The sequence below is a fragment of the Pseudanabaena sp. lw0831 genome (genome assembly GCF_016584665.1).
GTDB lineage: Bacteria > Cyanobacteriota > Cyanobacteriia > Pseudanabaenales > Pseudanabaenaceae > Pseudanabaena.
Window position 1 is genome coordinate 45,528 of sequence record NZ_BBJB01000110.1, and the last position, 12,235, is coordinate 57,762.

A 12,235-nucleotide genomic window follows, 5' to 3' on the forward strand; every position below is an offset into this window, starting at 1 on the left:
TCTTGTATTTCCAGTAATATAAACCCTTCTGTTTGATGAAGTTATTTCTTGATTCCTCTGCTGGCAAAGATTTCCTCTACGATCTGATCCACCTTTCTGAAGAATACTAACTCGGAAAAGTTAGAGATTGCATGTTCTCGGATTTTGGCGTAGTCCCAATCTACTTTTTGTGCTTTGATTATTGCATTTTTTAATGATTCCGCAGTTTGTTGTTCAAACAAAATACCCGTTAACTCTGATATTTGTGTGTCCATGACTCCACCAGCACCATAAGCAATTACAGGTGTACCGCTAGCATTAGCCTCAATGGGGACAAGCCCATAATCTTCTAAAGCTGCAACAATTACAAATTTTGCCTTTGACATGAGCTTGCACCGATCGCGATCGCTAACATGACCAAGAAACTGAATATTGGGACGTGCTCTTGCCTGCAATTGTTTCGTTTCAGGACCTTCTCCTGTGATAAGGAGAGGCAAATCTAGACTATTAAATGCATCGACAATTATATCAAGACGTTTGTAACTAAGATGTCGTGAGGAGACCAGACAGTAATCATCTTTTTGATCTGAAAAAGAAAATCGACAATCATCAATTGGATAATTTACAACTACAGCATCTTTTTTATAGGTTTCTTGAATCCGTTTGGCAACTGTAGTGGAATTAGCAATGTAATAATCTGGTGATTGCGCATAAAAGATGTCTTGTTGGCGCATTCTTTGAAATACTATCTCAATTAGAGGTTTTAAAAAGCTGTATGCGCCATATTCTCTCAAGTAAGTGTTAGTGTCCCAAAGGAAACGGGTAATGTTGTGGCAAAAGCAAATATGCACCGCATCAGAACGTTTTTGGACTCCTTTAGCAAAACTGGCACTACTACTAAGAATCAAATCATATTGCTGAAGGTTAAGCGCATTAAATGCGCTGTAATAAAATGGCGCAAACAGACGAAAGTATTTACGAGTTGCAGGAATTTTTTGTAAAAATGTAGTGTGAACTAGGCGATCTCCCAAGTCAATGGTATTTTGGCGATCATGAACAGAAGTATACAGATCCGCATCTGGGAAATGTTTGCACAAAAGTTCAAATACCCTTTCAGCGCCACCACGTTGCGTAAGATAGTCATGAACTAAAGCAATTTTCATTTGATTTTAATTAGACTGACTAGGGTTGCGAATTTCAAAAAGCAATATTCCCACAATTCTCATTATAAAAAATTGGTTTTGATGAAAGTCCACGTGTGCGGACTTTCATCAAAACCAATTTTGGGATGTTCAGAGCAGTATGCTCTGAACATCCCAAAATTGGTTTCATAATTTAGAGTCGATAGCAATATTCATAACAAAATCCAACAAAGCATAAAACGTCTTAGAATGACAATAGTGAGGTTATATAAAAGTTATATTTATATCTTTAAGGCGCATCTATGACGGCTGATGAGGCGGTGACATTTATAGAGTTGTCGTTAAAAGAGCGCAGTCTGTCTCGAGTTGAGCAGTCTGTCTTTCTTGGGGTATGGCAATGTTTGTCTTATTCTGAGATTGCTAAGCAGACTGGCTATGATGCTGGCTACATAAAGCTAGTCAGCCATAAGCTTTGGCATTTATTAACGGAAACTTTTGGCGAGAAAGTAACCAAAAGTACGGTGCAAAATGTAATTCGCCGTCAAATACAAAAGAATCAATCTGATTCTCCCACGACTGTCCCCAATTTACAGTCTTCGGCAAGCAGCCATCAAGACTGGGGCGAAGTTGTTGATGTTACTTTTTTTTATGGTCGTAAATCCGAGTTAGAAATCCTAGAAAAATGGATAGATCCCGATCGCTGTCGGTTGGTGGCACTTTTAGGCATGGGTGGATTGGGCAAAACAGCCCTGTCTGTTAAATTAGCTCAGCAATTGCAAGGTAAATTTGATTTTGTGGTGTGGCGATCGCTAAATAATGCCAAAACCCCAAGTGAAATGTTGACTGCTGTGATCCATTTCCTGTCACAACAGAAAGAAACTCCTGATACCACGGATACCAATGCCTTAATTTCGAGATTAATGGAATATTTACAGCGCTATCGCTGTTTATTGGTATTAGACAATTTTGAATCAGTTCTGAAAGATGAAGCTCAAGCGGGGGCGTATCGTAAGGATTTTGAAGGCTATGGCTCGCTGTTAAGAAGGGTTGGTGAAGTTTCCCATCGTAGTTGTGTAGTGATTACTAGCCGTGAAATGCCAGAAGAAGTCGCCACCTTGGAGGGAGACATCTTGCCTGTGCGTGCCTTGCAACTAACTGGGTTAGATGAACCTGCCGCCGAGCGCGTCCTCGAAGCCAAGGGGATCAAAGCCATGAGCGATGATTTGCATCGTTTAGTAGATTGGTATCGTGGTAATCCTTTAGCACTGAAGATCGCCGCAACTTCGATTAAAGATCTCTATTCAGGTAGTATTAACCGATTTTTAGAACAAAAAACGATCATTTTTAGTGGTATCGGCAATCTGATCGAGCAGCAATATCAGAGACTGACTGCCCATGAGAAACAAATCATGATTTGGTTAGCAATTAACCGTGAGCCAGTCCAGCCTAATGAACTACGCTCCGATATTGTGCCAAAGATCGAGCAAAATCATCTCATGATGTCGCTACGATCGCTAAAAAGGCGATCGTTAGTCGAACATACAGCCGCAGGTTTTACTCAGCAGCCTGTAGTTATGGAGTTTGTCACCAACTTATTGATTGAGCAAATTTATCAAGAAATCACTCAAGAGCATCCTCTCGGCGCTTTACCAAGTATCCAATTAAAGCTGAATCGTCAACTTTTCTATTTACGCCACTATGCCTTGATCAAAGCAACCACCAAGGACTATATTCGCCAAAGTCAAACCCGCCTGATTTTAGAACCTCTGACCACCAAACTTTTAGGGCGTTTGGGTAGTAAACAAATGGTTGCTAAAGAGCTATTTCAGACTCTTGAAGAATTACGAAGACGAGAACTACGCCCCGACGGAGAAATGAAATCAACCTTCGGCTATGGTGGTGGCAATATTATTAACTTGTTATGCAATCTTGGTATTGATTTAACAGGGACTGACTTCTCCTATCTAGCTATTCGCCAAGCTTATTTGTCTGAAGTCAAATTACATCGAGTAAACTTTGCTCAGACTGCGGTCATTAAATCTGTGTTTGCGGAGGTAATTGGCGGAGTCTTATCAGTAGCTTTTAGTACTAATGGCAAATTATTAGCGATCGGTGATACTAAAGGCGATATTCATCTTTGGCAAGTCAGTGATGGCAAGCCAATACTCACTTATCGCGGTCATAAAGGATGGGTGGTTTCCGTAGCTTTCAATCCCGAAGGAACGGTTTTAGCTAGTAGTAGTGTTGATCAATCGATTAAGTTATGGGATGTCGCAACGGGAGATTGCTTAAATACTCTACAAGGATATATCGGCGCAGTTATGTCAGTTGCCTTCAGCCCTGATGGCACAACTTTGGCTAGTGGTCATGCCGATCGCACGGTAAGACTATGGAGAGATGGACAAGCTATTAAAATCTTGCATGGTCATGAAGATATTGTCGAAGCTGTTGCTTTTAGCTCAAAAGGAAATTTGCTGGCAAGTAGCAGCGATGATTGCACGGTGCGGCTATGGGACATCGATACTGGTGAATGTTTACGTATATTTGAAGGACATGAAGATATTGTCTGGTCGATCGCCTTTAGTCACAACGGCAATGTATTAGCTAGTGGTAGTGAAGACAAAACCACAAGACTATGGAATGTGGACACTGGTAATTGCATAAAGACCTTGACAGGGCATACACATACTGTTTTTGCTGTGAGTTTTAGCCATGATGGCTCAACCCTTGCCACGGGAAGCGGCGATCGCACAATCCGTCTTTGGAATCTGAAGACAGCCCAATGCTTTAAAACCTTAACAGGTCATAACCATTGGGTACGTTCAGTTGCTTTTCATCCTGATCGCTTAGTCCTAGCTAGCAGTAGCGGCGATGAAATGGTAAAACTTTGGGAAATTGATACAGGTTTCTGTATGCGGACTTTTCAAGGTCATACAGGACGATCATGGACAGTCAAAGGTAGCAATCAGAGCGATACCGATACATCAAGCAATATCTCTAATGAGCATCTCCTTAATCTTTGGGAAGTTACATCAGGAAAGCAGTTTCGGATTTTGCAAGGTTATACCAATGCTGTGCGCTCCGTTGTCTTTAATTTAGAGCAAAGCCTGTTAGCTAGTGGTGGTGACGACTCGATTATTCGTCTTTGGGATATCCAATCAGGTCAATGCATTCGGGCTTTGCATGGGCACGCAGGGCATGTTTGGCAAGTCGCCTTTAGTCCTATTGGCACATTGCTGGCAAGTTGTGCGGAAGACTGCACGATCAAACTATGGGATGTCAGCAGTGGCAATTGCCTCACCACAATTACCGAACATCCTGATTTAGCCCGAACTTTAGTATTTAGTCATGATGGGAAATTGTTGGCGACTGGTGAAACCAGTCGAGTAATTAAACTCAGAGATATTGCCACTGGTGAATGTTTACTTATTCTCCAAGGACATACATCGGCAATCTTGGCGATCGCCTTTAGCGCCGATGATCGTTATCTGATCAGCAGCAGTCGCGATAAAACAGTAAAAATTTGGGATACCAAAACTGGAGAATGCGTCCAAACGTTGGATCAACTTACCGCATTTGCTTCTAATGTCACATTTATGCCAATGCAACCCCACATGGTTTTTGGCTGTGGGGACAAATTAATTTATCGCTGGAATATCAGAAGTGGTGAATTTATCTCTGAGCCTATAGGTCACGATGGCAATGTTTTGACACTTGCCGCCGATCCCAAAGGAATGTTGCTGGCAAGTGCTGGCGAAGATGCCCAAATCAATATTTGGAATTGGCAAACTGGCGAAGTGATGGGCACTTTAGTTGGACATATTGGCACTATATATACAGTGTCATTTTCTCCTAATGGCGATCTGATTGCTAGCAGTAGTCGTGATGAAACAGTCAAACTCTGGGATGTTAAAACAGGTAAATGTATCAAAACCTATCGTGAACCACGTCCCTATGAAGGGCTAAATATTTCTGAAGCCACAGGTTTGACCTCTGCTCAAAAAGCTAAGCTACTTGCCCTCGGTGCGATTGAAGAATAATAGATAGCCGCGCTTCGCGCGGTTATTTACTTTTACAGCATCTATTCTTTCGGTGGACAAGGAGTATCTATGATTTGATAACTTGTTCATAAACAGATTTCATTTGCGTCGCAATTACTTGCCAATCATAATTTTGCTTAACATAGGTTTGGCATTCTTCAGCACTTGGGATTTTTCGCTGTCCAGATAAGGCTTCGCTTATCCCTTGAGCTAATTGCTTGGTCGTGCTACCTTCTAAGACTAGATCGGCAGAAAATGGCCGTAAAACTTCAGGAATACCGCCTATCGGTGTCCCTAATACAGGCGTACCCGCAGCTAAAGATTCAATTACGATTAGTCCAAATCCTTCCAGTGATACTGTTGGCACAATCGATAACTCAGCAGCACGATAGGAGAGCGCCAAGTCTTGATCTGGCACAAATCCCAATAACTGCACATGATCCTCTAATTGCAATTCTTGAATCTGCGATCGCAGAGCCTCGGAGATCGCCCCTTTGCCAGCAATTAGTAGTAATACATCAGGATGTTGCTTACGCACCAAGGCGATCGCTGTAATCAAATTCTCCAAACCCATACGCTGAACTAATCGTCGCACACAGAGGATAATCCTTCGATCCTGCGGCCAGCCTAGTTTTTCTCTCGCTTGAGAGATCGTCAAATTCAGATTAAATTCCGCCGTATCAATTCCGCCACCGACGATAAAAATCTTTTCTAATGGCACATTATAGGTTTTATGTAAAACCTGCCGAAATGATTCTGACAAAACAATAAATCCATTTACCCTCCCATAAACCAGCTTTTCGACCGCCCATTTCCCCCAAGTCGATAATCGCCCTGCTCCTTCGGCCTGACTCTCCAATGCCCAAGGTCCATGAAAATGCATCACTAGAGGCAGTTTACCTAAGCGATCTAGTAAAGGCAAAGTATACAAGGCAAAGTGTGATGCTACCAAATCAAATTCAGAATTTGCGATCGCATGATTGAAAGCTCTTCTCGCACCTAGCAATCGTTGCCATGTTGAGCTATTTGTCGATGCAAATGTCTGCACTTTCCCACCTGAACTTTGGAAAATGCGATCGGAGCCAGCCACTAAGCCATTAACTTCAACACCAACTTTGGGCAGATAGTTTACACAACCGTAATAAACACGCGCTAATCCACCTGCTTCTTCTAAAAACCAGCTTGTACCTAGCTGTAATGTTTTCATAAAAATTTATTAACTATTGACATCTCTACATACAGCAATTCTAAATGGTTTGTATAAGAACATAACTTTCGTCTGTAATCTTCTACAAACTTATGACAATTTGTGACAAAAATAACCCATATTTTTTATAAAAGTCGTACATTCAGTGACTTTAATATAAAAAATAGCGGTCTTATATTTAATTGCTCCTGCCTACATACTTTTATTACAGCCAATTTAGTAATTTACATCTCCTGTAGTAATACAAGTTCCTAAATTGGTTTCATAATACAAATAGCCGAATTCATTGCTCCAAGTTGGATATCACCGCATATGTCTTATTCGATCGCCTCAAATATATGTGAAGGCATAGCCGATTGCGTACCTGCTTGTCCTGTTGCCTGTATCGAGCAGGGTGAGGGCGCGAACATTAAGGGGACGATTTGGTTTAAGATCGATGCCTCAATTTGTATTGACTGCGGTGTTTGCTTGCAGGTATGCCCTGTTCACGGGGCTATTTTGCCAGAAGAGCGTCCTGAGTTAGTAATATAAAAACGAATTTTAATGTTTGCAGCGCCTTCGGCGCTGCAAACATTAAAATTCGTTTCAAAATGAAAATTTCTGGTTTTCATGTTTTTTTCTTTTTGATCTGTAGTCAGCGTGATAGTATAAACTTCAGTACCAACAGGTAAGTAGCCAAGAGTAAACAGGCTAAGATAGCCATGTTTTTCCTGTAGTACACAAGCTCCGAAGAAATGTATCTGAGTACTACTTGTTGCACATTTTGCAGGTAGCCACCAGATCTACAGCAGCAAGAAGATCGCAACTGTGATGCTTTTTGCTGTGATCGGTTTAAAGATAAAAGCACTCAAAGAGTGGGCGATTGTCCCACTTTTTTGTTTTTTTATAGCTTTTTTTTATTTAATAGCTTTTTACAGCTTGGCTCCAAAACTCTTACGTCAAAAACAAATAAACGTTCACACTGCAAGCTCAAATCTTAAATTCTATGAGTCATCCTCTAATTCCGCAAATTTTTCAAATTGCTGAAGAAGTTGCCTCGCCCCTTGGGTTAGAGGTTGTCGATGTTGTATTGCATACCAATAAAAATCCTGTGGTATTGCGGGTCGATATTCGCAACCCTGATCAAAATACGGGGTTAGAGGACTGTGAACGGATGAGTCGGGCGCTAGAGCCAACTCTTGATGCGGCCGATTTGATTCCCCATGCCTATGTGTTAGAAATTTCTAGCCCAGGAGCCGAACGTCAGTTACAGGGCGATCGCGAATTTGTGGCTTTTCGAGGTTTCATGGTTACCGTTAGCACAACAGTCCTCCATGAAGGCAAGCAAAGTTGGAGCGGACATCTCATGTCACGAAACGAGACGCATGTGACGATTAGTATCAAAGGGCGGATTGTCAATATTCCCCGTGAACTTGTTGAGCGTGTTGAATTAACCAAAATGGAATAAATAGAACCTATAGCATTTTGCAAATGATGGCACACTCATTTACAAAGCAAAAAGCAATCACAGTAAGGGTTTGGAATTTCCATTTTACCAACGGCAAAATGGAAACCGCTATAGAGCATTGCAGTTATTGATTTTTATAGAAGCGAGAAATACTTATGTCATTATTGAATTTACCTGGATTAGGACAAATGGTGGAGGTGATTAGCAAAGAGCGGAATCTACCCAAACATGCCGTCCAAAACGCTTTACGTGAAGCTTTGCTCAAGGGATATGAGCGCTTCCGCAAAACCTATCGCTCTGATGGAATTAACTTTGAAGAAGAGCATTTTAATAACTTTGATGTAGAACTAGATCTTGAAGCTGAAGGATTTCGGGTTCTAGCGACAAAGACAATTGTTGATGAAGTTGGTGATGCCGATCATGAAATTGGTTTGTTTGAAGTTCGTGAAGTTGCTCCTGAAGCCCAAGCTGGAGGAACTGTAGTTGTCGATGTGACCCCAGAACAAGGTGACTTTGGACGCATGGCAGCAATCCAGACTAAACAAGTATTAGCTCAAAAGCTGAGAGATCAACAACGCAAGATCATTCAAGAGGAGTTTCAAGACATTGAAGGAACTGTTTTACAAGGTCGAGTACTGCGTTTTGAAACTACTTCCGTAATTGTCTCTGTCAGTAGTGGATTTGGACAACCTGAAGTTGAGGCAGAGCTACCAAAACGAGAACAACTTGCAGGCGAAAGACCCTATCGCCCCAATATGACCCTTAAGGTTTATCTAAAAAAGGTCTTTGAAGGTTCACGGCGTGGTCCTCAATTATTAGTCTCACGTGCCGATGCAGGTTTAGTCGTGTATTTGTTTGCTAACGAAGTACCCGAAATTGAAGAGGAAATCGTTCGTATAGTAGCAGTGGCGAGAGAAGCTAATCCCCCATCGCCCGCTGTTGGGCCACGCACTAAAATTGCTGTAGACACACTTGAGCGCGATGTCGATCCTGTGGGAGCTTGCATTGGAGCGCGAGGGGCAAGGATTCAAGCGGTAGTTGCTGAGCTACGCGGTGAAAAAATTGATGTGATCAGATGGTCACCCGATCCTTCGACTTATATTGCCAATTCATTAAGCCCTGCGCGAATTCATGAAGTACGCTTGATTAATGCCAATGAAAGAATTGCCCATGTTATTGTCCCTGAGGATCAGCTAAGTCTTGCGATCGGTAAGGAAGGGCAAAATGTACGTTTGGCGGCACGGTTGACTGGCTGGAAAATTGATATCAAAAATTTGTCAAAGTACGACTATGAAGATGAAGATCGCAAAGCTCAAGAAAGTATTGCGAGGACAGCGCCCATCCTTGAACAATCTGATCTAGATGATGAAAATGATTATGACAACAATGAAGATTAAAAATCTACAGATTACAAAACCCAAAGTTGTAAAGTTGTGCCCCTACGGGGCGCAACTTTACAACTTTGGGTAATTACAAGTACTTAGGAGTAAATTAGCTTGGCTCTGAAGCTACACCGTCGTTGTGTTAGTTGCCAATGTATCTCCATCCGCGATACTTTTTGGAGGGTAGTGCGTGTGCCGATCGCATCAACAGATAAGAACCCCAACGAAGCTAACGCCAAACATGATCAAAATCAAATTCAACTCGATCATGGCATGGGGCGATCAGCTTATCTCTGTAAAAAGTTGGAGTGTTTACAACTAGCTCAAAAGAAAAATCGCCTAGGGCGATCGCTCCGCACCCAAATTCCACCTGAAATTTTTGACATTCTCAAATCACGTCTTTAAGGCCAAAGCTCAAAATGGCTACGCCATTTTGAGCTTTTAAAACCCTTACTGGGTTTAGTTTTTAATTGCCGAAAGTGTGGCGACACTTTCGGCAATTGGTATAAACTCAAATTCAATTAGCAATAATCTGCAAAGTTATGAGTAAACAAACAATTCTGGTCACGGGTGGCGCAGGCTATATCGGTTCTCATGCAGTCAAAGTACTGCAACAGGTTGGTTATAAGGTGGTGATTTTAGACAATCTCGTCTATGGTCACCAAGATATTGCGGAAACCCTAGGAGCAGAATTGATTATTGGTGACACTAATGATCGCACTTTGCTCGATCGCTTATTTAGCGATCGCCAAATTACTGCTGTGATGCATTTTGCCGCCTATGCTTATGTCGGCGAGTCGGTGACGCAGCCAGACAAATACTATCGCAACAATGTGGTTGGAACTTTGTCGTTGTTGGAGGCGATGGTTGCGGCGAATATTAAAACCTTTGTGTTTTCTTCCACCTGTGCCAGTTATGGCGTACCACAGCAAATCCCCATTACGGAAGATCATCCGCAAGCACCGATTAATCCTTATGGGGCGACCAAGCTGATGGTCGAACGAATTTTACAGGATTTTGATGTCGCCTATGGGCTGAATTCGGTAATTTTTCGATATTTTAACGCCGCAGGAGCCGATCCTGATGGGGCGATCGGAGAGGATCACAATCCTGAGACACATCTGATTCCACTAATTTTACAAACGGCTTTGGGTATACGCGAAGCGATTACAGTTTATGGCTCTGATTATCCAACCGCAGACGGGACTTGCATCCGTGACTATATCCATGTAACTGACTTAGCTGAAGCGCATGTACTGGGCTTGCAATATTTGCTCAAGGGCAACAAGAGCGAAATTTTTAATCTTGGTAATGGCAATGGCTTTTCGGTCAAAGAGGTAATTAATGCAGCAAAGCAAATTACGGGTAAGCCGATTAATGTGGTGATGGGCGATCGCCGTGCAGGAGATCCCCCCGCTTTGGTTGGCAGCAGCGAGAAAGCAAGGACAATTTTGAATTGGCAACCCAAATACGCCGATTTAAATTTGATTTTGCAGCACTCATGGCAATGGCATCAAAAGCGCCATGCCTAAAAAAATTGGACGCTTTGCGTCCAATTTTTTTAGGCATGGCGCTTTTTTAAAAGTGTCGCTTCGCAACACTTTTAAAAAAGCGACTCTGGTTTGTTTTTGAGCGCAAAGAGCTATAGAAGTTTGTCAATTTTTTGAGCTAGTTCAAAGTCGAGAGCGCTGATACCATCAGCATCATGGGTGGTGAGATCAATCTTGACTTTGTTATAGACATTAAAAAGTTCAGGATGATGTCCCATCTTGTCAGCAACGATCGCGACTTTGCTGATAAAGCCAAAGGCTTCAACAAAATCACGAAACTTAAAGTTTTTTTGTAACTTGTGATCAACAACTGACCAGCCTGCCAACTGTGCGATCGCAGATGAGATTTCGACCTCAGATAATTTTTGAATAGCCATGACTTTTGGATGAATACAGAGAGAGTTAAGCCTATATTCACACAAAAACTAAAAAAAGAGGCGACACAATGTGTCGCCTCTTTTTTTAGTTTTTGATCGGTTGATCTCGATACCACCAAGATAAAATCTGTACCCAATTCCAGCCATTTTCAGCCATTTGTTGAGTCATTTCTTGATCGAGGTGTTGTCCGTCGGAGACTGGCATATATCCGCCACCCCAGCTAATCCAGTTGCGGGGCAAACGGGCGCGATAGTAACCCTTAAAACCAGGTCTGAGCATATAGCCTGCGGTTGAGGCGACAGCTTGATCGCTACGACTATGAATTAGGGCGATCGCCTGACCAGTTTGTGGATCAAAGCGATAGAAGCCTTTATATACTTGATCGCGAGTATCGCTCACTAAATCGTATGGGGCTTCCCCCCATTTGCGTTGACGCTGGGTATTGACAGCATAGCTACGAGCCGCCACTGCTTGCGCCATTAATGCATCCATATGCCAACTTGCCGGCATTTCGCTAGGCACAACGCTACGAAGATATTCCTCAAGGGACAACACATTAACTGCGATCGCCTTGTTATTCCAAGCACGCAATTCGATCTCGCCTGGATAAAGATTGCTGCCGACTTGCACCAATCCATTATTGCTAGGGGTAATCCGATATGCCGAAGTAAGGGGCAATGTATACCACTTACCAGGATCGAGGCGGCGGCTTGACTGTCCTGATGCTTGCAGGGTCGATGGTTGGGTCACAGCTACAGACATTTTGGAGCCATTTTCCTCTCTAACCAAAACCCTCAATAAATTGGCAGCAGCAGCCTGAGATACTCCCGCGACAATTACCAACATCAAGGACAAAATTAGCGTGTACATCCCTTTGGAGAAGTGTTTCATCATTTAGTTAGTCACTTACACCTGTAAGCAAAGAATGTAATTAATTTTGAGTACGACTTGAGGCATTTTAGTTTAACCTCGGATAACCAAACAGTTTAGCAAAACAATCTAATTTTGATAAACATTATTTCTGCATACTTATAGCAGCTTTTGCCTGAATTTTACCGAGGTAATACCAATTTCTAAAAGTATGGTCACCATTTTGGAAATTAAAAACCA

At 42.3% G+C, this 12,235-nt stretch carries 10 protein-coding genes; 6 read left to right on the forward strand and 4 right to left on the reverse strand.

The genetic code is table 11. The features are described 5' to 3' along the window. Window positions 1-41: 41 nt before the first annotated feature. Window positions 42-1,142, reverse strand: coding sequence for a glycosyltransferase (locus APA_RS22460; RefSeq protein ID WP_201324457.1), 1,101 nt, complete (start codon window positions 1,140-1,142; stop codon window positions 42-44). A 281-nt stretch (window positions 1,143-1,423) separates the two neighbouring features. On the opposite strand from APA_RS22460, the gene APA_RS22465 reads away from it, so the two are divergent. After that, window positions 1,424-5,161, forward strand: coding sequence for a WD40 repeat domain-containing protein (locus APA_RS22465; protein ID WP_201324458.1), 3,738 nt, complete (start codon window positions 1,424-1,426; stop codon window positions 5,159-5,161). Between the two features lie 67 nt (window positions 5,162-5,228). On the opposite strand, the gene APA_RS22470 is transcribed toward APA_RS22465, so the two are convergent. Then, window positions 5,229-6,368: a glycosyltransferase family 4 protein gene (locus APA_RS22470; protein ID WP_201324459.1), complete on the reverse strand. Its 1,140-nt coding sequence runs from the start codon at window positions 6,366-6,368 to the stop codon at window positions 5,229-5,231. Between the two features lie 312 nt (window positions 6,369-6,680). Between APA_RS22470 and APA_RS22475 the strand changes: the two genes are divergently transcribed. From APA_RS22475 to galE, 5 genes are all read left to right on the forward strand, one after another. Next, window positions 6,681-6,899, forward strand: a complete 219-nt coding sequence (locus tag APA_RS22475; protein WP_201324460.1) for a 4Fe-4S dicluster domain-containing protein — start codon at window positions 6,681-6,683, stop codon at window positions 6,897-6,899. A 454-nt stretch (window positions 6,900-7,353) separates the two neighbouring features. Continuing rightward, window positions 7,354-7,815: a ribosome maturation factor RimP gene (gene rimP, locus APA_RS22480; protein ID WP_201324461.1), complete on the forward strand. Its 462-nt coding sequence runs from the start codon at window positions 7,354-7,356 to the stop codon at window positions 7,813-7,815. A gap of 155 nt (window positions 7,816-7,970) precedes the next feature. Next, entirely contained in the window at window positions 7,971-9,212 is a 1,242-nt protein-coding gene (nusA, locus tag APA_RS22485; protein WP_201324462.1) for a transcription termination factor NusA, read from the forward strand. Window positions 9,213-9,311: 99 nt separating this feature from the next. Next, entirely contained in the window at window positions 9,312-9,602 is a 291-nt protein-coding gene (locus APA_RS22490) for a YlxR family protein (protein ID WP_201324463.1), read from the forward strand. Between the two features lie 137 nt (window positions 9,603-9,739). Continuing rightward, window positions 9,740-10,729, forward strand: coding sequence for a UDP-glucose 4-epimerase GalE (gene galE, locus APA_RS22495; protein ID WP_201324464.1), 990 nt, complete (start codon window positions 9,740-9,742; stop codon window positions 10,727-10,729). Window positions 10,730-10,839: 110 nt separating this feature from the next. Here galE and APA_RS22500 read toward each other — a convergent pair whose 3' ends face one another. Together APA_RS22500 and APA_RS22505 are read right to left on the reverse strand one after the other, a co-directional pair. Then, window positions 10,840-11,124: a 4a-hydroxytetrahydrobiopterin dehydratase gene (locus tag APA_RS22500; RefSeq protein ID WP_201324465.1), complete on the reverse strand. Its 285-nt coding sequence runs from the start codon at window positions 11,122-11,124 to the stop codon at window positions 10,840-10,842. 85 nt (window positions 11,125-11,209) lie between these two features. Beyond that, a complete protein-coding gene (locus APA_RS22505; protein WP_142655986.1) occupies window positions 11,210-12,019 on the reverse strand; it encodes a SpoIID/LytB domain-containing protein in 810 nt (269 codons plus the stop codon). Window positions 12,020-12,235: the final 216 nt, after the last annotated feature.

Bases quoted from the DNA above. Each gene is read 5' to 3' on its own strand.
- APA_RS22460 (WP_201324457.1), bottom strand. From the start codon at position 1,142: ATGAAAATTGCTTTAGTTCATGACTATCTTACGCAACGTGGTGGCGCT.
- rimP (WP_201324461.1), top strand. From the start codon at position 7,354: ATGAGTCATCCTCTAATTCCGCAAATTTTTCAAATTGCTGAAGAAGTT.
- nusA (WP_201324462.1), top strand. From the start codon at position 7,971: ATGTCATTATTGAATTTACCTGGATTAGGACAAATGGTGGAGGTGATT.
- APA_RS22505 (WP_142655986.1), bottom strand. From the start codon at position 12,019: ATGATGAAACACTTCTCCAAAGGGATGTACACGCTAATTTTGTCCTTG.
- APA_RS22470 (WP_201324459.1), bottom strand. From the start codon at position 6,368: ATGAAAACATTACAGCTAGGTACAAGCTGGTTTTTAGAAGAAGCAGGT.
- APA_RS22475 (WP_201324460.1), top strand. From the start codon at position 6,681: ATGTCTTATTCGATCGCCTCAAATATATGTGAAGGCATAGCCGATTGC.
- APA_RS22465 (WP_201324458.1), top strand. From the start codon at position 1,424: ATGACGGCTGATGAGGCGGTGACATTTATAGAGTTGTCGTTAAAAGAG.
- galE (WP_201324464.1), top strand. From the start codon at position 9,740: ATGAGTAAACAAACAATTCTGGTCACGGGTGGCGCAGGCTATATCGGT.
- APA_RS22500 (WP_201324465.1), bottom strand. From the start codon at position 11,124: ATGGCTATTCAAAAATTATCTGAGGTCGAAATCTCATCTGCGATCGCA.